Below are 23,202 nucleotides of genomic sequence, written 5' to 3'. Positions count from 1 at the left end.
CGTTTTTATCGACTCAGGCAGCAGCCACCCATGAAGCGTTTTGTATTGCTCGATACCGCCCCGATTCCCGATGGCTCGGGTGCCCTGTGTCTGTTCGAGTACGGCGAGGATTTTGTGATCAAGATTGCCGGCGGCGATGGCGGTCAGTTGATGAATACCCGCATGCATGGCTCCGAGGATGCCCTGGCGGCGATTCCCTGCAAAAAGGTCGCCGGTCGCCCGGATTCGCGGGTGCTGATCGGCGGCTTGGGCATGGGCTTTACCCTGGCTGCGGCGTTGCAGAACCTGGGCAAGACCGCCGAGGTGGAAGTGGCCGAGCTGGTGCCTGGGGTGGTGGAATGGAACCGCGGCCCGCTGGGTGCCAAGGCCGGTTACCCGATCCTCGATCCGCGGACTCGGGTGATTCAGGACGATGTCGCCAATTGCCTGAAAAGCGCCGATCAGCGTTATGACGCGATCATGCTGGATGTCGATAACGGCCCCGAAGGTCTGACCCAGAAACGCAATAGCTGGCTGTATTCGGCCCAGGGCCTACAGCGCTGCCATCAGGCGCTACGCAACAAGGGCGTGCTGGCGGTGTGGTCAGCGAGTGCTGACCGGGTTTTCAGCGACAAGGTGCGCAAGGCCGGTTTCAAGGTGGAAGAAGTGCAGGTCTATGCCCATGGTAACAAGGGCACCCGACATACCATCTGGATCGCCGAAAAGCTCAAGTAGGCAAGGTTAAGAAAAGCCTCTATCGCCGCTAACGGTTGGCGCTCCTGGCTGAAGCTTGATGCTTACCACGGGGGGCGTCTGGATGTTCAACTCCTTGAACATCTGCGGTTCGGCTTGATCGTCTTATGGCCAAGCCGGTGTGCATATTTCAGCCTTCGCTGCACGTCGGCGTGCAGCACGATGGCCTCGCAGCAGCCATGCCGAGCTGAAAGCCGCCCACACTGTGTGGCGGCCGCTATACAGATAACCTCAGGGGCCACGCCATAACCGCAACCCCCTGGCGCGCCGGGGTGAAAATCACTGTTGGCTGGATTATGGCTGCCGCTTACTCCACGGCAGCCTGAGCTTTCTTGCTCGAACCTTTTGGCGCAAAACGCGCGGCCAGGCGCATGGAGGCGGTCACCAGGCGCTGATAGAACGCCGGCCACAGGCGCTGCATGCCATCCAGGGCGTAGGCGTCTGGGCCGATCAGGATGCGCCGCTTGTTTGCCAATGCGCCGTTGATGATCACCTGGGCGGCTTTTTCCGGCGTGGTGCGCAGCAACTGGTCGTTGAACTGCTGGCGCGCCTGGTCGGCATCCTGGCCGGTGACGCTGCTCAGGCTGGCGTTCATCCGCGCGGTTTTGGCGATATTGGTCTTGATCCCGCCGGGGTGCACGCAGCTGGCCGATACACCGCAATCGGCCATGTCCAGTTCCTGGCGCAGCGACTCGGTAAAGCCGCGCACGGCGAACTTGCTGGCGTTGTAGGCGCTCATGCCCGGCTGGGAAAACAGCCCGAAGACGCTGGAGACGTTGACGATATGGCCGCTGCCCGACGTCTTGATATGCGGCAGGAAGGCCTTGGTGCCGTTGACCACGCCCCAGAAGTTGATATTCATAATCCACTCGTAGTCGGCGTAGTCGTTGCCTTCCACGGTGCCGCCCTGGGCTACGCCGGCGTTGTTGAAGATCGCATTGACCCGGCCGAACTCGGCCACCACCTGATCCGCCCAGGCATGCACCGCTTCACGGTCGGCGACGTTGACCAGGGTTTCGCTGACCTGCACACCGAGCTTGCGCGCCTGGGCGGCGGTTTCCGCCAGGCCCTCGGCATTCACATCGGAGAGCGCCAACTGGCAACCCTGACGCGCCAGGCCGTAAGCCAGGGCGCGGCCGATGCCGGAACCGGCGCCGGTGATGGCGGCTACCTTGTTTTCAAACGACTTCATGCGCTGGCCTCCTGGGCAGTCAACTGGATAGCGCTGTTCTGCGCCGGGTGTGCCGCGTGCTTGCGGCTGAAATGATAGGCCGCTGGGTCAAAGTTGCGCGTCAGCAAACGGAAACGCCAGGTAAAACCAGGCCATACCGTGCAATTACGGCCACTGACCGGGTGCAGGTACCAGCTGGTGCAGCCGCCGGCATTCCACACGGTGTTGCCCAGGCTGCCCTGCAGCTTGCCGTTGAATTGGTCCTGCACTGCCTGTTTGACCTCCAGGCTCTGCAGCTCTTGCTCAGCAACCAGCTTGAGCGCACCCAGCACGTAATGGATTTGCGACTCGATCATATAGACCATCGAGTTGTGGCCCAGACCGGTGTTCGGCCCCATCAGGAAGAACAGGTTGGGGAAGCCGGCGGTCAGGGTGCCTTTGTACGCCTGCGGGCCTTCCGGCCAGGTGTCGAGCAGGTCGACGCCGCCCCGGCCAAACACCACGCCGCGCGGCAGTGGGTCACTGGGGGTGAAGCCGGTGCCGAAGATGATCGCGTCGATCTCACGCTCCTTGCCGTCCACGGTGCGGATGCTGCCGCTGCGGATTTCCTCGATGCCATCGGTGATCAGGTCGACGTTGGGCTGGGTCAGCGCCGGGAAGTAATCATTGGAGATCAGCACACGCTTGCAGCCCATCAGGTAATCCGGGGTGACCTTGGCGCGCAGGACTGGGTCCTTGATCTGCTGGTTGATGTACCACTTGCCGACTTTCTGCGCGAGGGTCATCACCTTGGGCAGCATGGCAAAGCCGATTACCCGGCTTTCCAGCAGGGCATAGATAGCGCCGCGCCAGAGCTTCTGCAGCAGCGGGAAGCGCTGGAAACGGTTGCGCTCACGCTCGCTGATGGCGCGGTCCGGCTTGGGCATAATCCACGGTGCGGTGCGCTGGTACAGGTCGAGCTGGCTGACCTGCTTCTGGATCTGCGGCACGAACTGAATCGAGGAGGCGCCGGTGCCGATCACCGCGATACGCTTACCAGTGAGGTCATAGCTGTGATCCCACTGCTGTGAGTGGAAGACCTTGCCAGTGAAATCCCCGAGGCCCTTGAGCGCTGGAATCGAGGGGGTGGACAGCGCGCCCATACCGGATACCACAAACTGCGCGCTGTACTGGTTACCGGCGCGGTCACTGATCTGCCACAGCTCCTGCTGCTCATCCCAGGCCAGGCGGGTGATCTCGGTGTTCAGCTGGGTGTGGTTCTGCAGGCGGTACTTGCTCCAGCAGCTCTCCAGGTAACCCTGGATTTCCGGCTGCTTGGCGAACATGCGCGTCCAGTTGGGGTTCTGCTCGAAGGAGAACGAATACAGGTGCGATTGCACGTCACAACCGCAGCCCGGGTAGTTGTTGACCCGCCAGGTGCCGCCGACGCCGGCTTCTTTCTCGAACAGCAGGAAGTCATGTTCGCCGGCCTGTTTCAGGCGGATGGCCATGCCCAGGCCGGAGAAGCCCGTACCGATAATGGCGACCTTGCAGTGGCGGGTGGCAGCAGGGGGTGAGACGGGTGCATTCATGGCCAAGCTCCTGTTATGTTTATTGCTGGCGTATACAGCTGTATACCAAAGTAGACAAATGTATACTCGCCAGCAAGTAGTCCGCTCACAAGCCAACTTTTAGGTAGGGATCGCATGCAGGCAGACGCCAACGAGCAGCCGCCAGGCGCAGAGAAAGCCACCGAGGCCCCCGGCAAGACATTGTTACTGGAGGCCGCGTTACGTCTCACCTCAACCAGTCGCAGCCTGAGCAATCTCGGCCTGCGCGAGTTGGCCCGTGAGGCGGGGTTGAACCCCAATACCTTCTACCGGCACTTCAAGGATGTGGATGACCTGGGCCTGACCGTGATCCGGCAGATCGCCACCCAGCTGCGCCAACCGCTGCGCGATCTGCGCCGTGAAGCGGCCGAGCGGGCGGTGCAATCGACTCAGGCAAGTGCGCCGATGCTGTTTGGCATCGACCTGCAACGCGGGCGGCGGGTGTGCCATGAAACCGTGCAGCTGTTTTTCGACTTCGTTGCGCAGAATCCTGAAGCCTTCATCCTCGGTGTGCGCGAGCTGCATGGTGCCTCTGTCGTGCTGCGGGCGGCCTTGCAGGAGGTGATGGATGAATTTGGCGCGGACATGGCCGAGGACATTGTGGCCTTCAAGCTGCTACCGGATATCGTCAACCCGGCGGTGGTGCTGCAGGTGTCGAACCTGATCAGTCGCAATCTGTTCCAGCTGTCGCTGGACTATATCGGCCAACCCGAGCGGCAAGCGGCGATCTGCGCGCTGGCCGAAGAGCAGATCGTCATGCTGTTTACCGGGGCCAGCGTGCTGCAGAGTCTGGGACAGCTGAAGTTGCCGGCGCAGTAGCCGGGCGCGGCCAGTAGCCAGCAGGCGCGCTGGCGACAGCTGGTGTCTGCAGGCTATTGGGCGAGCCCCGGCAGGTTCTCGCGCCACTGTGCCGCGTAGGCTATGTGTAGAGCCTTGCTCAGCTCGCGCGGGCATTACTGCTCGCGCTGCACGGTATTTGCGCCGTGAACGCCCGCAGCCACTCGGCCAGTTGTTGTGGTTCGGCCAGCAACTGCCAGTGCCCGGCATTGATCTCGCGACGCTGTAGCCTGGGAGCCCAGCGTTGCAGCTGGTCGAACAGTTGCGGGCGCACAAAACGGTCGCGGGTCGGCACGATCAGCTGCACCGGTACTTGGGTGTGGCGCAAGCGCGGTTTGAACAGGCTGCGAATAAAGTTGGCGCGGTACAGCTTGACCCCGTGCACACCATCGGAGCGCTGGCTGCTGCTGAGCGGCACATTGCGCAGCCCTTCGACCGTGCGCAGCAGCTGTGGCCAGGCGTGGTCCAGACCCAGGCGCCAGGTCAGCTCGGGCAGCAGCGGGGCGTGGAACAGGGCGATATACCAGGAGCTGAACAATTGCCCGAGCACCTGCAGCAGCGCGCGTGGGGTCTTCTGCTTGAGCGTGTCGCGCATCCAGTGGCCAACATGGTCCAGGCAGGGCCCGGAGATACTGGTATAGGACGCCAGCAGTGGTTGCAGGCGTGGTTCGGTGACCGCTTCCCAGGCCTGAATCGAGCCCCAGTCGTGAGCCACCAGATGCACGGGTTGCTCGGGACTGAGGGCCCTGATCACTGCTTCCAGGTCATTGGCCAGTTTCTCCAGGTGATAGTCCAGGCGCTTGCGTGGAATATCCGAGGCGCCAAAGCCACGCACGTCATAGGCGATAATCTGGTATTCGCTGGCCAGTTCACCTACCAATGGCTGCCAGATTTCATGGTTATCCGGGTAGCCGTGTACCAGCAGCAGGGTTGGGCCGTTCGGGTTGCCCCAGCGATAAGCCGCGAGCTCTACAGCATCGCCCTGAATGCGTAATTGCTCGACCGCCAGCCCAGTGTGTGGCGGCACTGCGGGCGCGTTCATATGCCTACCCGAAGCAACGTGAGCGGCAGTGTCGGGCGTTGGGTGAATAAGGCGAGGTCGATGGGCATGCAGCGTCTCCGCAGGGACAGGTTGGACAGTTACATCATGTGCGTTGCGCCTATTGTTGGGCGCGCGGCATGTATCTGCCTAGCCATCGCCAGGGTTAACTGCGGCTTCTATTGCGCGGTTACGGATTCGCTTAAGGCCAGGTGGGGCGCTGGGTTTAGCGGTTTTAGCGGGGTTAACTGTAGAGGCTGGCAAGGCAAGTCCAGCCCTTAGTTGGGGCGGCAATTGAGCGTTGGGGGAGTGGATGGATAAGTTGCTGCAAGGTTTTTTATGTGTCGCCGGCTCACAACAGCAGTAATACCGCCGCACCGGCCAGCAAGCCGCTAGCCATTACCGGCAGGGTCATCAACGCCAGCTCGCGGCCACCGATCAACGCGATCAGAAACCCTTTGACCAGGCTGTTGCTCAGTGCCGCGAGAAAAATCCCCTGCACCGCCACCTGCGCCTGCAATTCGCCCTTGGCGCTGCGGGCCAGCGACAGGGTGATGGCATCCACATCGGCCAGTCCCGAGAGCAGGGCTACCAGGTACACGCCGACATCGCCGAGCCAGTGCTGCGCGGCTTCGACCAGCAGCAGAATCAACGCCAGCAACGCGGCAAAACGCAGCGCCGGGGCCAGCTCGAAGGGATTTTTCAGCGGCGGTTCGGCCGATTCTTCACTCTCCGCACCGGCGCGGCGCAAATACAGCAGCGCGCCGCCCGCGTACACCAGGGTGGCGATACCTAAAGGCCAGACCAGCTGTGGCAGCAGGCTGGCGTTGACCAGGCCGACCTCCAGCAACACCCGGGGAAACATCAGCGCCGAGGTGGCGAGCAGGCCGCAGGCCAGAATCGTTTGCAGGTTACGCCCCGTGGCCAGGCGCGCCAGGGTCACGGTCATCGCAGTGGACGACACCACTCCGCCCAGCAGTGCGGTAATCAGCAGGCCGTGGCGCATACCCACCAGGCGAATCGCCACATAGGCGGCAAAGCCGATACTGGCGATCAGCACCACCATCCACCAGATGGCGTAGGGGTTGAAGGCCTGCCAGGGGCCATAGCCCTGGTTGGGCAGCGCCGGCAGCAGTACCAGGGAAATAAACAGCAACTTCAGCGCGCCGGACAGCTCCGCCTCGCTGAGCCGCTGTAGGGCGCCGTGCAGCGAGTGTTTGAGGCTCAACAGCAGCGCCACCGCCACGGCGCCGGCCGCTGCCAGCCCGGCATAACCGGCCATGGCCAGGCTGCCGAGCAGGAAGGTGATCAACAACGCGACTTCGCTGGTCAGGCCCATGTCGCCCAGGCGCTGCAGTTCGCCAAAGTAGGAGGCCACCACCAGCAGAGCGAAACCGCTAAAGATCACTGCCCAGGCGGCCACGCCGAAGTGTTCGCCCAGCAGCATGGCAAAGGCGCCGAGCAAGCTGCTCAGGGCGAAGGTGCGAATTCCCGCAACCAGTTGGCTGTCTTCGGTATTACGCCCCTGCCAACCGCGTTCGGCACCAATCAATAGGCCGGCGGCCAGGGCGCTGGCGAAATTCAGCAGGGTAGCGAGGGCTTCCGGCATGGGCGCATCCTAGTAAAGAATGCTGGCAGTTTAGCCAGTGCGCATCGGCGCGTATTGCGGCAGGTCAGTCTGTGGCTTGGTCGATGAGCAAGATTGTGCAAGACGCTGTGATCGCGATACGGCAGGCTGTGCAACACAAGGAGGGCGCATGAGCCGTTTGCAACAGTTTCTCTATGGGTGTCGCGACAGTATCCCGATGATTGTCGGGATTCTGCCGTTCGGTTTGATCTATGGCGCGTTGGCCAGCCTGGCCGGGCTGAGCCTGGGGCAGGCGCTGGGCATGTCCCTGCTGGTGTATGCCGGTTCCGCGCAATTTATTGCCATCAGCCTGCTGACGCTGGGCAGCGGCGCGCTGGTGATTCTGCTTACGACCCTGGTGGTCAATCTGCGCCATGTGCTCTACAGCGCGGCGCTGCAGCCCTATGTCGGCCGCTTGCCGCAGCGTTGGCGGGTGCCGCTGGCGTTCGGGTTGACCGATGAAACCTTTGCCGTGGTGCAGCGCCGCTATCTGTCGCGCGGTATGACCGAGCACGGCCAGTGGTATCACGCCGGTGTGGCGTTGGCGTTGTACCTGTCGTGGGTGTCGAGCTCGCTGGTCGGCGCGTTGTTTGGCCAGAGCGTGCCGAATCTGGCGGGCTGGGGGCTGGACTTCGCCATGCTGGCGACCTTTATCGGCATCGTGGTGCCGGCGCTGCGCAACCAACCGCAGATTGCCGCTGCCCTGGTAGCCGGCGCGGTGGCGTTGCTGTGTCACGCCTGGCCCTACAAGTTGGGGCTGATGGCGGCTGCGCTCAGTGGTATCGCGGTCGGCGTATGGCTGGAACGACGCAAACCGCCGGTTACTGCTGGGGAGGGCGCGTGATGGCTATCTGGTTGCTGATTCTCGGCATGGCGCTGATCACCTTTGCGATTCGTTACAGCCTGTTTGCCTTTCCCGATCTGCGTTTCCCGCCGTTGGTACGCCAGGGCCTGCATTACGTGCCGACCGCCGTGCTGAGCGCCATCGTGCTGCCGGGCATGCTGATTCCCGATGGCCAGCAATGGGCGTTCAATTTGCACAATGCCTATCTGCTGGCGGGCCTGGCGACCATCGCCATCGCCGCGCTGACCCGGCATCTGCTGGCCACCATCGGCGGCGGCTTGCTGGTGTTCTTTATAGTGCGTTGGTTATTGGGGCAGTTGCCTTTGTAAGCAGGGTTATTTACCGCCTGCATTTGTAGAAAATGCAGCAAAAGGCATGTTTCGCTGTGGCTTTGTCGGGTGTTCTTGCAGTCAAATGCCTGACAACCCGCTTGGCCACTGCACACAGGTACACGGACGATGACCGAACAATCACAATTCGCATTGCTGGGTAAAAAGCGCTTTTTGCCGTTTTTCATCACTCAGCTGTTGGGTGCCTTCAACGACAACATCTTCAAGCAATCACTGATTCTCGCCATTCTGTTCAAGATCAGCACTGGGGCCGACAAGGCTTTGCTGATCAACCTCTGCGCGCTGCTGTTTATCCTGCCGTTCTTCCTGTTCTCGGCCCTTGGCGGCCAGTTTGGTGAGAAGTTCGCCAAGGACTCGCTGATCCGCAAGATCAAGTTCGCCGAGATTTTGATCATGCTGCTCGGCGCGGTCGGCGTGCTGCTCGGCAACCTGCCGCTGATGCTCGCGGTGCTGTTTGCCATGGGCACCCAGTCGGCACTGTTCGGCCCGGTTAAATATTCGATCCTGCCGCAGCACCTTGAAGAGCAAGAGCTGGTGGGCGGTAACGCCTTGGTGGAGATGGGCACCTTTCTGGCTATCCTCGCCGGTACCATTGGCGCTGGCATCATCATGGCCAGCAGCGTTTATGCGCATATCGTTGCGGTAGCGGTGGTGTTGGTGGCGGTACTCGGTTACCTGGCCAGCCGCAGCATTCCCGCGGCCTCGGCCGCCATGCCGCAGCTCAAGCTGGATTGGAACATCCTGCGTCAGTCCTGGGTGACGATGAAACTCGGCCTGGGTCAGCGCCCGGCTGTGTCGCGTTCGCTGGTGGGCAACTCCTGGTTCTGGTTTCTCGGCGCGGTGTATCTGACGCAGATTCCGGCTTATGCCAAAGAGTGGCTGTACGGCGATGAAAGCGTGGTCACGCTGATTCTTACCGTGTTCTCGGTGGGTATCGCGCTGGGTTCGATGCTCTGCGAGCGCATGAGCGGGCACAAGGTGGAAATCGGCCTGGTGCCGTTCGGCTCGATCGGTCTGACCCTATTTGGCATTCTGCTCTGGTGGTTTTCCGGTGGTTTCCCCGAAGCCGCGGTGGCGCATGATTGGCTGGCGGTGCTGAGCTTTGCCCAGGCCTGGTGGATTCTTGGCTCGATCCTCGGCATCGGTCTGTTCGGCGGCTTCTATATCGTGCCGCTGTATGCGCTGATTCAGTCGCGCACGGTGGAGCATGAGCGGGCGCGGGTGATCGCGGCCAACAACATCCTCAATGCGTTGTTTATGGTGATCTCAGCGATTGTCTCGATCCTCTTTCTCAGCGTCGCCGAACTGTCGATACCGCAGCTGTTCCTGACCATTTCGCTGATGAACATCGCGGTCAACAGCTACATCTTCAAGATCGTTCCCGAATTCAGCATGCGCTTTATGATCTGGCTGCTCAGCCACTCGATGTACCGGGTTGAGCACAAGGGGCTGGAGACGATCCCGGATGAGGGTGCGGCGGTGCTGGTGTGCAACCACGTGTCGTTTGTCGATGCGCTGCTGATCGGCGGTGCCGTACGCCGGCCGGTGCGCTTTGTCATGTACTACAAGATCTACAACCTGCCGGTGCTCAACTTTATTTTCCGCACCGCCGGCACTGTGCCGATTGCCGGGCGCAATGAAGACCTGCTGATCTACGACGCGGCGTTCAAGAAAATCGCCGAATACCTGCGTAATGGCGAAGTGGTGTGTATTTTTCCGGAGGGTAAGCTGACCACCGATGGCCAGTTGAATGAGTTCAAGAATGGTATCGAGCGCATCGTCGAGGCCAACCCGGTGCCGGTTATTCCCATGGCGCTGCAGGGCTTATGGGGCAGCTTCTTCAGCCGCGATCCGCACAAGGGCTTGTTCAAGCGATTGTGGTCGCGCATTACGCTGGTGGCCGGTACGCCGGTAGCGCCCGAGGCGGCTAAACGTGAGTTGCTGCAGGCTCAGGTGGCTGAGTTACGTGGCGCCCGGTATTGAACCTGACATTCAGCCGACAAAAATGTAAACGCCCCGAGTTTATCGGGGCGTTTTTTGTGGTTTGCCTCACTCGGCACGTTTTCACTTAGCCTGCTGAGGCAGCGCTTTCCTTTTTGCCACTACCTTGCTCAGTCGTGTAAATGCTCGGCGGCATGCAGAGTATTTTCCAGCAGGCAGGCGCGGGTCATCGGGCCAACGCCGCCTGGCACTGGGGTAATCCAGCCCGCACGGGGCAGGGCAGTGTCATACACCACATCGCCAATCAGCTTGCCGTCGGTCTGACGGTTGATGCCCACGTCGATGACGATGGCGCCGGGTTTGATCCACTGGCCCTGCACCAGGCCAGGCTTGCCGGCTGCGACGACGACGATATCGGCCTGGCCGACATGCAGGGGCAAGTCCTTGGTGAAGCGGTGGGTCACGGTGACGGTGCAACCGGCCAGCAGCAGTTCCATGGCCATCGGCCGGCCGACGATATTCGAGGCACCAACCACTACTGCGTGCATGCCGTACAGGTCAGCACCGGTGCTTTGCAGCAGGGTCATGATGCCTTTCGGGGTACAGGGGCGCAGCAGTGGCATGCGCTGGGCCAGGCGACCGATGTTGTAGGGATGAAAACCATCAACGTCTTTATCCGGGCGAATGCGCTCCAGTAATAAAGAGGCATCCAAATGTTCCGGCAGCGGCAGTTGCACCAGAATGCCGTCGATGCTCGGCTCGTCATTAAGACGGTCGATCAATGCCATCAGCTCGTCCTGGCCAGTACTGGCTGGCAGGTCATAGGCCTGCGAGACGAAACCGACTTCTTCGCAGTCTTTGCGTTTGTGCGAAACGTAGACCTGGGACGCAGGGTCGCTGCCGACGAGAATCACCGCCAGCCCGGGTGCGCGCAGGCCTTGCTGACGTCGTTCGGCGACACGTTGGGCGATCTGCTGGCGCAGGCTGGCGGCAATTGCTTTGCCATCGATCAGTTGTGCGGTCATTGCGCTTGGTTAACCATAAAGAAAGGATGGAAAAAGGACGCGCATTCTCGCATGACCCTGCTGTGGGGCAAAGGCGCGCGCCGCGGTTTTCGCGTAACTCCTTTAAATGGCTGAATTTTTTTAACTTTTATTGTTGACGCCCCGAAATCGGCTCTATAACATTCGCCCCGCTTGTCGAGCACAGCCAGTCGCTGGGTAAGACGGCAAAGGTCGAAGCTGCAAAGTTTTTTCCGAAGCCGAAAGCTTTAAGTCTGCATCTGCAGATGGATAGGCGCCCGTAGCTCAGCTGGATAGAGCATCCGCCTTCTAAGCGGATGGTCGCAGGTTCGAGTCCTGCCGGGCGTGCCATTTGGCGGTCTTGGCTCAAGCAAAATGCAATATGGTGGGCGTAGCTCAGTTGGTAGAGCGCAGGATTGTGACTCCTGTTGTCGTGGGTTCGATCCCCATCGTCCACCCCATATTCCAAAGCGCCAGGTCAAAGCCTGGCGTTTTTGTATAGAGCTTTACCACGCGGACGTGGTGGAATTGGTAGACACACTGGATTTAGGTTCCAGCGCCGCAAGGCGTGAGAGTTCGAGTCTCTCCGTCCGCACCATCTTTTAACTCCCTCCCGTTTGCCGCCTGCATCTAGGGTGACTTCTGCAAATCGACCCTCTAGAATGCATGCCCTTGATTAGGGGCCGGCAAGCGGCCGGCTTATGTCTGTGCAACGAGGATTATCCATGCAAGTTTCTGTTGAAAGTACCTCTGCTCTCGAGCGCCGTATGACTGTTGGCGTCTCTGTTGAGCGCATCGAGACTGAAGTCAACAAGCGTCTGCAGCAGACTGCCCGTCGTGCCAAGGTCCCTGGTTTCCGCCCTGGCAAGGTGCCAATGAGCGTGATCCGTCAGCGTTATGAAGATGCTGCGCGTCAGGAAGCGCTGGGCGATCTGATCCAGTCCACTTTCTACGAGGCCGTGGTTGAGCAGAAGCTCAATCCAGCTGGCGCTCCGGCCGTTGAGCCGAAGTCGTTCGAGAAAGGCAAGGATCTGGAATACGTTGCGACCTTCGAAGTCTTCCCGGAATTCACCGTTGGCGGTTTCGACTCCATCGCTATCGAGCGCCTGCAGGCTGACGTAGCTGACACTGACGTCGACAACATGCTGGAAATCCTGCGCAAGCAGAACACCCGTTTCGAGGCCGCCGAGCGCGCTGCCGAGAATGGTGACCAGCTGAATATCGATTTCGTTGGCAAGATCGACGGCGAAGCTTTCGCTGGCGGCTCGGCCAAGGGCACTCAGCTGGTTCTCGGTTCTGGCCGCATGATCCCAGGCTTTGAGGACGCTCTGGTGGGCGCCAAGGCTGGCGAAGAGCGCGTAATCAACCCGACTTTCCCGGCTGATTACCAGAACCTGGATCTGGCTGGCAAAACTGCCGAGTTCAGCGTCACCGTCAACAGCATCTCTGCCCCTCAGTTGCCTGAGCTGAACGATGACTTCTTCGCCCTGTTTGGCGTGAAAGAAGGTGGTCTGGAAGGCTTCCGCGCTGAAGTGCGCAAGAATATGGAGCGCGAGCTGCGCCAGGCCATCAAGTCCAAGGTTAAAAACCAGGTGATGGACGGTTTGTTGGCTGCCAACCCGATCGAAGTGCCAAAGGCGCTGATCAGCAACGAAGTCAACCGTCTGCGTGTGCAGGCCGTGCAGCAGTTCGGTGGCAACCTCAAGCCTGAGCAACTGCCGGCTGAGCTGTTCGAAGAGCAAGCCAAGCGCCGCGTCGTACTGGGCCTGGTTGTGGCTGAAGTGGTCAAGCAGTGCGAGCTGAAGCCGGACGACGCCCGTGTTCGCGAAATGATTCAGGAAATGGCTTCGGCTTACCAAGAGCCTGAGCAGGTTGTGGCCTGGTACTACAAAAACGACCAGCAAATGAACGAAGTGCGTTCGGTTGTACTGGAAGAGCAAGTTGTAGATACTGTTTTGCAGAAGGCCAACGTGACCGATAAAGCGGTCTCGTACGAAGAAGCTGTCAAGCCGGTAGAAGCACCACAAGCCGCCTGATTTCTTTACCTCGTTCGAACACGCCATAAGCCAGCCTCCGTGCTGGCTTATGCGTATTTGTGACATGACTATTTAGGGAGCGAGTGTACGCATGTCCCGCAATCCTTTTATGCAGCAAATGCCTGATATCCAAGCCGCTGGTGGCCTGGTTCCAATGGTGATTGAGCAGTCGGCCCGCGGTGAGCGCGCCTATGACATTTATTCACGCCTGCTCAAAGAGCGCGTGATCTTCCTGATCGGCCCGGTCGAAGACTATATGGCCAATCTGGTAGCGGCTCAGTTGCTGTTCCTCGAAGCCGAGAACCCGGATAAAGACATCCACCTTTATATCAACTCGCCAGGCGGTTCAGTGACTGCGGGTATGTCGATCTACGACACCATGCAGTTTATCCGCCCTGATGTGTCGACCATCTGCATCGGCCAAGCCTGCAGCATGGGCGCCTTGCTGCTGACCGCCGGCGCTGCTGGCAAGCGTTTCTGCCTGCCGCACTCGCGCATGATGATTCATCAGCCGCTCGGTGGTTTCCAAGGCCAGGCCTCGGACATCGAGATTCACGCCCGTGAAATCCTCACCATTCGTGAGCGCCTGAACAAGGTACTGGCTGACCACACTGGCCAGCCTATCGATGTGATTGCACGTGACACGGATCGCGACAACTTTATGAGTGGCGAGACAGCAGTTGCCTACGGCCTGATCGACAAGGTGCTCGATAAGCGTCAGGCTTCCAGCTAAATCAGCGCGGATCGCGCGCAGCCGACGTGCAGTCGGCTGTTTTGCGGGCTTGAAAATGCCCGCATTTGCCCGCATCTTGTGTTTCAAGCCTACCGGATTGGATTGATCGAATGACTGACACCCGCAACGGCGAGGACAACGGCAAGCTGCTTTATTGCTCCTTCTGCGGCAAAAGCCAGCATGAAGTACGCAAATTGATTGCCGGCCCCTCGGTCTTTATCTGCGACGAGTGCGTCGACCTGTGCAACGACATCATCCGCGAGGAGGTGCAGGAAGCCCAGGCCGAGAGCAGCGCGCATAAATTGCCTGCTCCCAAGGAAATCAGCACCATCCTCGATCAGTATGTGATCGGCCAGGAGCGTGCGAAGAAGGTTCTGGCGGTAGCGGTGTACAACCACTACAAGCGCCTCAACCAGCGCGACAAGAAAGATGATGTCGAGCTGGGTAAAAGCAACATTCTGCTGATTGGTCCGACTGGCTCGGGTAAAACCCTGCTGGCCGAAACCCTGGCACGCCTGCTTAACGTACCCTTCACTATCGCCGACGCCACCACCCTGACCGAAGCCGGTTATGTCGGTGAAGATGTCGAGAACATCATTCAGAAGCTGCTGCAAAAATGCGATTACGATGTGGAAAAAGCCCAGATGGGCATCGTCTATATCGATGAAATCGACAAGATTTCGCGCAAATCGGATAACCCGTCGATTACCCGTGACGTATCGGGCGAGGGCGTGCAGCAGGCACTGCTTAAGCTGATCGAGGGGACGGTTGCTTCGGTGCCGCCGCAGGGTGGTCGCAAGCATCCGCAGCAGGAATTTCTGCAGGTTGATACGCGCAACATCCTGTTTATCTGTGGGGGTGCGTTCTCCGGCCTGGAAAAAGTCATCCAGGGTCGCTCGACCAAGGGTGGCATCGGTTTCAACGCCGAAGTACGCAGCAAGGACCTGGGCAAGAAGGTTGGCGAATCGCTTCGCGCCGTCGAGCCGGATGATCTGGTCAAGTTTGGTCTGATTCCTGAGTTCGTTGGCCGCCTGCCGGTTATCGCTACGCTGGATGAGCTGGACGAAGCGGCCCTGGTGCAAATTCTGACCGAGCCGAAGAACGCCTTGACCAAGCAATACGCCAAACTGTTTGAGATGGAAGGGGTTGAGCTGGAGTTCCGTCCAGATGCGCTGAAATCCGTGGCGCACAAGGCGCTGGAGCGTAAAACCGGTGCGCGTGGCCTGCGTTCGATTCTCGAGGGTATCCTGCTCGATACCATGTACGAGATTCCGTCGCAGTCTGATGTCAGCAAGGTGGTTATCGATGAAAGCGTTATCGATGGCACCTCCAAGCCGTTGCTCATTTATGAGAACCACGAGCTGCCGGCCAAGGCTGCGCCTGACGCGTAACAGGCTTGTAACATGTTGAAAGCAAGGGGCCTGCGGGCCCCTTTGCTTTTGCTGCGCCAGCGCTTGTTTTTTGTTGGGGCTGCCCCCATCTTAGGGCTAAGGGTCATCCCATCTGTTTACGGCCGTATGGCCGCCGTAGAGCCGAAATCATGAAGACAACCATCGAATTGCCTCTCCTGCCGTTGCGCGATGTTGTGGTCTATCCGCACATGGTCATTCCGTTATTCGTCGGGCGTGAAAAATCCATTGAAGCCCTTGAGGCTGCGATGACCGGCGAGAAGCAGATTCTGCTGCTCGCACAGAGAAATCCCGCTGACGACGACCCAGATGAGGCGGGCCTCTATCGCGTCGGTACCGTCGCCACTGTGTTGCAGTTGCTGAAACTGCCAGACGGCACCGTCAAGGTGCTGGTCGAAGGCGAGCAGCGTGGTGAGATCGAGCGCTTTATCGAGGTCGACGGTCATTGCCGGGCCGAAGTGCAGCTGATTGACGAGGTTGATGCGGCCGAGCGTGAGTCCGAGGTCTTTACCCGCAGCCTGCTCAGCCAGTTCGAGCAGTACGTGCAGCTGGGCAAGAAGGTGCCTGCCGAAGTGCTGGCATCACTCAATGGCATCGATGAGCCGAGTCGGCTGGTCGACACCATGGCGGCGCACATGGTGCTGAAGATCGAGCAGAAGCAGGAAATTCTGGAAATCACCGATCTGGCTGCGCGGGTTGAGCATGTTTTGGCGCTGCTCGACGCGGAAATCGACCTGCTGCAGGTCGAGAAGCGCATCCGTGGTCGGGTCAAGAAGCAAATGGAGCGCAGCCAGCGCGAGTACTACCTGAATGAGCAGATGAAGGCCATTCAGAAGGAGCTGGGCGACAGCGAAGAAGGCCATAACGAGCTCGATGAGCTGAAAAAACGCATCGAAAATGCCGGCCTGACCGCCGAGGCGCATAGCAAAGCCAATGCCGAGCTGAATAAGCTCAAGCAAATGTCGCCGATGTCAGCCGAAGCCACTGTGGTGCGCTCGTACATCGACTGGCTGGTTAATGTGCCGTGGAAGGCGCAGAGCAAGGTGCGCCTGGATCTGACACGTGCTGAAGCGATCCTCGATGCCGATCACTACGGCCTGGATGAGGTCAAGGAACGCATCCTTGAATACCTCGCCGTGCAAAAGCGGGTGAAAAAAATCAAAGGTCCGGTGCTCTGCCTGGTCGGTCCGCCTGGCGTGGGTAAGACCTCGCTGGCCGAGTCGATTGCCAGTGCCACCAACCGCAAGTTCGTGCGTATGGCCCTTGGCGGCGTGCGTGACGAGGCGGAGATTCGTGGTCATCGCCGCACCTATATCGGCTCCATGCCGGGTCGCCTGATTCAGAAGATGACCAAGGTTGGCGTGCGTAACCCGCTGTTCCTGCTCGATGAGATCGACAAGATGGGCCAGGACATGCGCGGCGATCCTGCATCGGCACTGCTTGAGGTACTGGACCCAGAGCAGAACCACAACTTCAACGATCACTATCTGGAGGTCGACTACGACCTGTCGGATGTGATGTTCCTCTGCACGGCCAACTCGATGAACATTCCGGGGCCGTTGCTGGACCGTATGGAGGTGATTCGTCTACCGGGTTACACCGAAGCCGAGAAGATCAATATTGCGATCAAATACCTGGCGCCCAAGCAGGTTCAGGCCAATGGTCTGAAGAAGGTCGAGCTGGTGTTTGAAGACGCGGCTATTCGCGACATCATTCGTTACTACACCCGCGAGGCTGGTGTGCGGGGCTTGGAGCGGCAGATTGCCAAGGTGTGCCGCAAAGTGGTCAAGGAGCATTCCACCGAGAAGCGTTTCCAGGTCACCGTCACGGCGGATTCGCTCGAACATTTCCTCGGCGTGCGCAAGCATCGCTATGGGTTGGCCGAGCAGCAGGATCAAATCGGCCAGGTCACCGGTCTGGCCTGGACTCAGGTCGGCGGCGAGCTGCTGACCATCGAAGCGGTTGTGGTGCCTGGCAAAGGCCAGCTGATCAAAACCGGTTCGCTCGGTGATGTGATGCTGGAATCCATCACCGCTGCGCAGACCGTTGTACGCAGTCGCGCCAAGAGCCTGGGCGTGCCTGTGGACTTCTATGAGAAGCAGGACATCCATATTCATATGCCTGAGGGGGCAACGCCCAAAGACGGCCCCAGTGCAGGCGTTGGTATGTGTACGGCGCTGGTTTCGGCCCTGACGCAGATACCTGTGCGTGCGGACGTGGCAATGACCGGTGAAATCACCCTGCGTGGTCAAGTATTGGCCATTGGTGGTTTGAAAGAAAAACTGTTGGCCGCGCACCGTGGTGGAATCAAGACCGTGATCATTCCGGAAGAGAATGTGCGCGATTTGAAAGAGATTCCGGAGAATATTAAGCAAGACCTGCAGATTAAACCGGTTAAATGGATTGACGAGGTCCTGCAAATTGCGCTGCAATACGCCCCGGAGCCCTTGCCTGATGCGGCTCCCATGGTTACAAAGGATGAAAAACGCGAGACTGATTCCAAGGAGCGAATTAGCACGCATTAGCCGGAGGGGTTTCTTGACACATTTTTAGAGCCCTTGTTATAAAGCGGCTCTTATCGTGTCGGCAGGCTCTCCGCACCAGCTTCGCTTACATTTAAAAGCAAGAAATAAACTCAACAGAAATTAAGGGGACTTAAGAGTGAACAAGTCGGAACTGATCGATGCCATCGCTGCATCTGCTGATATCCCAAAAGCTGTTGCCGGCCGTGCGCTGGACGCAGTAATTGAATCCGTTACTGGCGCTCTGAAGGCTGGTGACTCCGTAGTACTGGTTGGCTTCGGCACTTTTGCTGTTAAAGAGCGTGCTGCTCGCACTGGCCGTAACCCACAAACTGGTAACCCGATCAGCATCGCTGCTGCCAAGATTCCAGGCTTCAAGGCCGGTAAAGCTCTGAAAGACGCTGTCAACTAAGCCTCTTTCGGTTTTGCCCAGCAGATTAGTTGAATGGCTGATCTGACGCGGGGCGGGATGTTCAGTCAGCTATAGCGTGCTGAACACGACGAATCAGCTGCTTGAGTTCGATCCGCTTCGCCAGTTACGAGAAGGCGCATCCACTGATGCGCCTTTCTTCTATCCGGATTTTACCCACACTGCGCGACTGCTTTATTTGTACAGTCGTTCTGGGGGACGCATGCTGCAAAACATCAGGGACAATTCACAGGGTTGGATTGCTAAAACCATTATCGGCATCATTGTCGCGCTGCTCGCGCTGACAGGTGTGGATGCCATTTTTACCAGCACCAGTAACAGCCAGAATGCCGCTGAAGTGAATGGTGTGGAAATCACTTCCACCGAGCTCAGCCAGGCTGTCGAGATGCAGCGTCGTCAGTTGCTGCAACAGTTGGGGCGCGATTTCGATGCCTCCTTGCTGGACGAGAAGCTGCTGCGTGAAGCCGCCCTGAATGGCCTGGTTGAGCGCACTTTGCTGCTCGATAGCGCCAAAGACGCCAAGTTCGCTTTTTCGCAACAAGCGCTGGATCAGCTGATCCTGAAAACACCGGAGTTTCTGGTCGATGGCCAGTTCAGCGCCGAGCGTTTTGATCAGGTTATCCGGCAGCTGGGTTACAGCCGTTTGCAGTTCCGCCAGATGCTTGAGCAGGAGATGTTGATCGGTCAGTTGCGCGCCGGTCTGGCCAATAGCGGTTTTGTCACCGATGCTCAGGTGCAAGCCTTTGCGGCATTGGAAAAGCAGACCCGTGACTTCGCGACCCTGACCCTTAAGGCTGATCTTGATGCGGTCACCCTCAGCGATGACGACATCAAGGCCTACTACGACGCTCAGGCCAGTCAGTTTATGAGCCCTGAGCAGGTGGTACTGGAATACGTCGAGCTGAAAAAAGACGCCTTCTTCGATCAGGTTGAAGTCACCGATGAGGCGCTACAAAGTGCTTATCAGAGTGAAATCGCCAACCTCGCCGAACAGCGCCGTGCCGCGCATATTCTGGTTGAGGTCAGCGATAAGCTGAATGACGAGCAAGCCCAGGCCAAACTGGTCGCGGTACAGAAGCGTCTGGAGCAGGGCGAGGATTTTGCCGCGCTGGCCAAAGAAGTCTCCGATGATTCGGGTTCGGCAGCTGAAGGTGGTGATCTGGGCTTTGCCGGCCCTGGCGTCTACGACCCGGCCTTTGAAGAAGCGTTATATGCGCTGGACGAGAATGCTGTATCGGCTCCCGTGCGCAGCGAGTTCGGCTGGCACCTGATCAAGCTCTTGGGCGTTCAGGCGCCGGAAGTGCCGAGCTTCGCCAGCCTGGAAGAAAAACTGCAGCGTGACCTCAAGGCGCGTCAGGTTGAGCAGCGCTTTGTTGAAGTCTCCAAAGACCTCGAAGACGCTGCCTTTGAAGCGTCGGACCTGGCTCAGCCAGCTCAGGAACTGGGCCTGCAGGTCAAGACCACCGAAGCCTTCGGTCGTCAGGGTGGCACTGAAGGCCTGACGGCTAATCGTCAGGTAATTCAGGCGGCATTCAGTGATGAAGTGCTGGAAGACGGCAGCAACAGCAGTGTGATCGAGCTCGATCCGAATACTGTGGTGGTGGTGCGGGTTAAAGAGCACAACAAGCCTGAGCAACTACCGCTTGAGCAGGTTGCCGATAGCATTCGCGCTCAACTGACCAAGGTTCGTGCAAGCGAAGCGGCGAAAGCCAAGGGTGAAGAGCAGCTGGCTGCTCTGCGTGGCGGTCAGACGCCGGTCACCCAGGCCGATGCCAAGCAAGGTTGGAATGTGGTCGAAGCCGCTACTCGCAGCCAGGAAGGCGTTGAACCGCTGGTGCTGCAGGCGCTGTTCCGCATGCCCAAGCCCGAAGCGGCTGACCAGCCGACCTTCGCCGGTATCAGTCTGAGCAATGGTGATTTTATGATCATCCGTCTCAATGGCGTGAGCCAGCCGCAGCAAGCGCTGTCGGATGAGGACAAGGCCATGTACAGCCGCTTCCTCGCTTCGCGCGTAGGTCAGCAAGACTTTGCCGCGTTCCGCAAACAACTGGAAGAGACTGCGGATATCGAGCGGTTTTGATCGATGCCGCTTTGTTTAAGATGGCAGGACGCCATCTTAAACATCGTATAACGATGGTCTAAAGGTCGATTGCAATGGACGGCAAATTACAAGAAAGCTCGTTTAACTCCAGGCTGCGCGAAAATCTACCAGCCTGAAGGCGAGCTAAAGACAATGCCCGTATCTTTGATGCGGGCATTGTCGTTTATGAGCTATATCCGGGGTAAAGGTCGTAAGCGGATGGCGAACACACCTTTCGAACCCAACAGCCTGCTGACTGTCTGCGCGAGTCGCTGAGTCGCGACTGCACTACCAAGCTGTGTGGCTTTTTGTTGGCGCGCGTGAGCCAGTTAAGTACCCACGTGCCAGTCCATCTCTGCTTATGAGCCAGCGCGGCGGTGCACCAACTGGCCAGCGGCGAAGGTTTCCTTCACGGCGCGGTCGTCACCGAGCATGGTCAGGGCGAAGAGCCGTTCATCCAGGGTCTTGGCCTGCTGCATGCGGTAGCTGATCAGTGGCGTGGCGTTGTAGTCGAGCACCACAAAATCCGCCTCTTTGCCGCGCTCGAAGTTGCCCAGCTTGTCGTCCAGGTACAGCGCATTGGCACCGCCAAGAGTGGCCAGGTACAGCGACTTGAACGGGTCGAGCTTTTTGCCCTGTAGCTGCATCACCTTGTACGCCTCGTTCAGCGACTGCAGCTGGCTGAAACTGGTGCCCGCGCCTACGTCGGTGCCCAGGCCGACGCGTACGCCGTGCTGTTCCAGCTTGTTCAGATCAAACAGGCCGCTGCCGAGGAACAGGTTGGAGGTGGGGCAGAAGGCCACCGCCGAGCCGGTTTCGGCCAGGCGTTTGCACTCGTCGTCACACAGGTGCACGCCATGGGCGAACACCGAGCGCGCGCCGATCAGCTGGTAGTGGTCATACACATCCAGGTAGCCGCTGCGCTCAGGGAACAGCGCCTTGACCCATTCAATTTCCTTGCGGTTCTCGGACAGGTGGGTGTGCATATACAGACCGGGATATTCCTGGAATAACTGACCTGCGAGGCTGAGCTGCTCCGGGGTGCTGGTGGGGGCGAAGCGCGGGGTCACCGCGTAATGCAGGCGGCCCTTGCCATGCCAGCGCTCGATCAGCTCCTTGCTATCGGCGTAGCCAGATTCTGGGGTATCGGTCAGGTAGTCCGGTGCGTTGCGATCCATCAGCACCTTGCCGGCGATCATGCGCAGGTTCAGCGCCTCAGCGGCTTCGAAGAAGGCGTCCACCGACTGCTTGTGCACGCTGCCAAACACCAGGGCAGTGGTGGTGCCGTTGCGCAGCAGCTCCTTGAGGAAGATACCGGCCACGTCGGCAGCGTGCGCCTTGTCCTCGAACTGGCGTTCGGTGGGGAAGGTGTAGGTATTCAGCCAGTCCAGCAGTTGCTCACCGTAGGAGGCGATCATTCCGGTCTGCGGGTAGTGGATATGGGTGTCGATAAACCCGGGGGTGATCAGCGCATCGCGGTATTCGGTGATGTCCACGCCCTTGAGGCTGGGCAACAGGTCGGCGGCATGGCCGAGCTGGGCGATCTGGCCGTCCTCGACCAGCAGCAGGCCGTCCTCGAAATACTGGTAGGACTGCTCGACCCCGACCACGGCGGGGTCGGCAATGCTGTGCAGGATGGCGGCGCGGTAGGCTCGTACATTGGTGGTCATGTAGTTCGTATCTCAAATCAAGGTGATCGGGTAGGTTGGCGTTGAGCGAAGCGATACCCAACATTCGGTTTGCAGAACCGGCCAGCACCTCGGGAGCGCTGCGCGCTCCTTGTTGGGTATCGCTTCGGACGGGGTGCGGGCCCGCCCCAACCTACGAAGAGGTTCGCCGCGACGCCGGCAGCAGTTTGGCGACACTGGTTTCGCCCTTTTTTACGTCCTGGCCGAAGGCGGCGTTGTAGGTGGCGATCACTTCGCCGGCGATGGACACGGCAATTTCCACCGGTAGCTTGCCCTTCACTTCAGGCAGGCCCATGGGGCAGCGCATGCGCGCCATCAGTGCGTCCTCGAAGCCACGCTCTCGCAGGCGGTGTTCGAACTTGGCGCGTTTGCTCTTCGAGCCGATCAGCCCGTAATAGGCGAAATCGTTGCGCTTGAGGATGGCCGCGGTCAGTTCCAGGTCGAGTTGGTGGTTGTGGGTCATGACGATGTAATAGCTGCCAGGTGGCATGTTCCCAACTTCGTCGACCACTTCGTCCTCGACCACCTGGTCCACCCCGGCCGGGATCTGCTCGGGAAATTCGTTTTCCCGCGAGTCGATCCAGCGCACCTTGCACGGCAGGCTGGCGAGCAGCGGTACCAGGGCGCGGCCGACATGACCTGCGCCGAATACGGCGATCTGCGCCTGGGGTTGGCCCATGGGTTCGAACAGCAGTACGGTGGCACCGCCGCAGCATTGGCCGAGGCTGGCACCCAGGCTGAAACGCTCCAGGCGGGTGTCCTGGCTGCGGCTTTGCAGCATCTCGCGGGCCAGCTCCATCGCCTTGTATTCCAGATGACCGCCACCGATGGTCTCGAAGATGCGCTCAGCGGTGACCACCATTTTCGAGCCGGCATTGCGTGGGGTTGAGCCGCGTTCTTCGATAATGGTCACCAGCACGCAGGGTTCACCGCGTTGCTGCAGGTCGGCGAGGGCGCTGATCCAGCTCATTTACTCAGCCTCCAGGTAGGTGGCAGTTGTCCGGGGCGCGGCAGGCGCCAGTTGCTTGGTGACGGATCCAGTATGGGCACCGGAATCGGTCGCGGTGTTTGGGTTTTTGGTTCGGTGTGTTTTGTCATTGTTGTTCACCTACGGCTTTATGTAGGAGCCAGCTTGCTGGCGATCCGGTACTG

General features: G+C 59.4%; 18 protein-coding genes and 3 tRNA genes. 14 read left to right on the top strand and 7 right to left on the bottom strand.

Annotated elements, in window-relative coordinates:
- Positions 1–30 precede the first annotated feature (30 nt).
- On the top strand, positions 31–714 hold the full coding sequence (locus tag WA145_RS13795; protein ID WP_422582125.1) for a spermidine synthase: 684 nt from the start codon (positions 31–33) through the stop codon (positions 712–714).
- 325 nt (positions 715–1,039) lie between these two features.
- Here WA145_RS13795 and WA145_RS13790 read toward each other — a convergent pair whose 3' ends face one another.
- Together WA145_RS13790 and WA145_RS13785 are read right to left on the bottom strand one after the other, a co-directional pair.
- On the bottom strand, positions 1,040–1,924 hold the full coding sequence (locus tag WA145_RS13790) for an SDR family NAD(P)-dependent oxidoreductase (protein WP_422582124.1): 885 nt from the start codon (positions 1,922–1,924) through the stop codon (positions 1,040–1,042).
- Positions 1,921–3,474, bottom strand: coding sequence for a flavin-containing monooxygenase (locus WA145_RS13785; protein ID WP_422582123.1), 1,554 nt, complete (start codon positions 3,472–3,474; stop codon positions 1,921–1,923). Before WA145_RS13785 ends, WA145_RS13790 begins: the two co-directional genes overlap by 4 nt.
- Positions 3,475–3,588: 114 nt before the next feature.
- Between WA145_RS13785 and WA145_RS13780 the strand changes: the two genes are divergently transcribed.
- Complete coding sequence (locus tag WA145_RS13780; protein ID WP_422582122.1) at positions 3,589–4,311, top strand: TetR family transcriptional regulator; 723 nt, start codon at positions 3,589–3,591, stop codon at positions 4,309–4,311.
- A 118-nt stretch (positions 4,312–4,429) separates the two neighbouring features.
- Here WA145_RS13780 and WA145_RS13775 read toward each other — a convergent pair whose 3' ends face one another.
- Both WA145_RS13775 and WA145_RS13770 read right to left on the bottom strand, forming a co-directional pair.
- Positions 4,430–5,371 carry an alpha/beta fold hydrolase gene (locus WA145_RS13775; RefSeq protein ID WP_422582121.1) on the bottom strand — a complete coding sequence of 314 codons (942 nt, stop codon included), beginning with the start codon at positions 5,369–5,371 and terminating at the stop codon, positions 4,430–4,432.
- 349 nt (positions 5,372–5,720) lie between these two features.
- Entirely contained in the window at positions 5,721–6,977 is a 1,257-nt protein-coding gene (locus WA145_RS13770) for an MgtC/SapB family protein (protein ID WP_422582120.1), read from the bottom strand.
- 148 nt (positions 6,978–7,125) lie between these two features.
- Here WA145_RS13770 and WA145_RS13765 point away from each other — a divergent pair, with 148 nt between their 5' ends.
- The 3 genes from WA145_RS13765 (at position 7,126) to WA145_RS13755 (ending at position 10,172) form a co-directional block, all read left to right on the top strand.
- The gene (locus WA145_RS13765; protein ID WP_422582119.1) at positions 7,126–7,839 is read left to right on the top strand and encodes an AzlC family ABC transporter permease; all 714 of its coding nucleotides are present in this window, start codon (positions 7,126–7,128) and stop codon (positions 7,837–7,839) included.
- Positions 7,839–8,168 (top strand): AzlD domain-containing protein, encoded by a 330-nt coding sequence (locus WA145_RS13760; RefSeq protein ID WP_422582118.1) that lies wholly within the window; start codon positions 7,839–7,841, stop codon positions 8,166–8,168. The genes WA145_RS13765 and WA145_RS13760 overlap by 1 nt, the downstream gene beginning before the upstream one ends.
- A gap of 129 nt (positions 8,169–8,297) precedes the next feature.
- Entirely contained in the window at positions 8,298–10,172 is a 1,875-nt protein-coding gene (locus tag WA145_RS13755) for an MFS transporter (protein ID WP_422582117.1), read from the top strand.
- Between the two features lie 128 nt (positions 10,173–10,300).
- On the opposite strand, the gene folD is transcribed toward WA145_RS13755, so the two are convergent.
- Complete coding sequence (folD, locus tag WA145_RS13750; RefSeq protein ID WP_422582116.1) at positions 10,301–11,155, bottom strand: bifunctional methylenetetrahydrofolate dehydrogenase/methenyltetrahydrofolate cyclohydrolase FolD; 855 nt, start codon at positions 11,153–11,155, stop codon at positions 10,301–10,303.
- Positions 11,156–11,426: 271 nt separating this feature from the next.
- Between folD and WA145_RS13745 the strand changes: the two genes are divergently transcribed.
- From WA145_RS13745 to WA145_RS13705, 9 genes are all read left to right on the top strand, one after another.
- Positions 11,427–11,503 (top strand) — tRNA-Arg (locus tag WA145_RS13745).
- A gap of 34 nt (positions 11,504–11,537) precedes the next feature.
- Positions 11,538–11,613, top strand: a tRNA-His gene (locus WA145_RS13740).
- A 52-nt stretch (positions 11,614–11,665) separates the two neighbouring features.
- A tRNA-Leu gene (locus tag WA145_RS13735) sits at positions 11,666–11,750 on the top strand.
- A 127-nt stretch (positions 11,751–11,877) separates the two neighbouring features.
- Positions 11,878–13,188 carry a trigger factor gene (gene tig / locus WA145_RS13730; RefSeq protein ID WP_422582115.1) on the top strand — a complete coding sequence of 437 codons (1,311 nt, stop codon included), beginning with the start codon at positions 11,878–11,880 and terminating at the stop codon, positions 13,186–13,188.
- Positions 13,189–13,279: 91 nt separating this feature from the next.
- A complete protein-coding gene (gene clpP, locus WA145_RS13725) occupies positions 13,280–13,921 on the top strand; it encodes an ATP-dependent Clp endopeptidase proteolytic subunit ClpP (RefSeq protein ID WP_422582114.1) in 642 nt (213 codons plus the stop codon).
- A gap of 110 nt (positions 13,922–14,031) precedes the next feature.
- Positions 14,032–15,312 carry an ATP-dependent Clp protease ATP-binding subunit ClpX gene (clpX, locus tag WA145_RS13720; protein WP_422582113.1) on the top strand — a complete coding sequence of 427 codons (1,281 nt, stop codon included), beginning with the start codon at positions 14,032–14,034 and terminating at the stop codon, positions 15,310–15,312.
- 149 nt (positions 15,313–15,461) lie between these two features.
- On the top strand, positions 15,462–17,855 hold the full coding sequence (gene lon / locus WA145_RS13715; protein WP_422582112.1) for an endopeptidase La: 2,394 nt from the start codon (positions 15,462–15,464) through the stop codon (positions 17,853–17,855).
- Between the two features lie 136 nt (positions 17,856–17,991).
- Positions 17,992–18,264 (top strand): nucleoid-associated protein HU-beta, encoded by a 273-nt coding sequence (gene hupB, locus WA145_RS13710; RefSeq protein WP_010490206.1) that lies wholly within the window; start codon positions 17,992–17,994, stop codon positions 18,262–18,264.
- A 220-nt stretch (positions 18,265–18,484) separates the two neighbouring features.
- A complete protein-coding gene (locus WA145_RS13705) occupies positions 18,485–20,362 on the top strand; it encodes a SurA N-terminal domain-containing protein (RefSeq protein WP_422582111.1) in 1,878 nt (625 codons plus the stop codon).
- 359 nt (positions 20,363–20,721) lie between these two features.
- On the opposite strand, the gene guaD is transcribed toward WA145_RS13705, so the two are convergent.
- Together guaD and xdhC are read right to left on the bottom strand one after the other, a co-directional pair.
- On the bottom strand, positions 20,722–22,032 hold the full coding sequence (gene guaD / locus WA145_RS13700; protein WP_422582110.1) for a guanine deaminase: 1,311 nt from the start codon (positions 22,030–22,032) through the stop codon (positions 20,722–20,724).
- Positions 22,033–22,183: 151 nt separating this feature from the next.
- Complete coding sequence (gene xdhC, locus WA145_RS13695) at positions 22,184–23,020, bottom strand: xanthine dehydrogenase accessory protein XdhC (protein ID WP_422582109.1); 837 nt, start codon at positions 23,018–23,020, stop codon at positions 22,184–22,186.
- Between the last annotated feature and the right edge of the window lie 182 nt (positions 23,021–23,202).

Origin of the sequence: Pseudomonas sp. (assembly GCF_049301935.1) — a bacterium.
GTDB lineage: Bacteria > Pseudomonadota > Gammaproteobacteria > Pseudomonadales > Pseudomonadaceae > Aquipseudomonas.
Note: the sequence above shows the minus strand (reverse complement) of the source record. Positions and strands in the feature narration are given on the sequence as shown.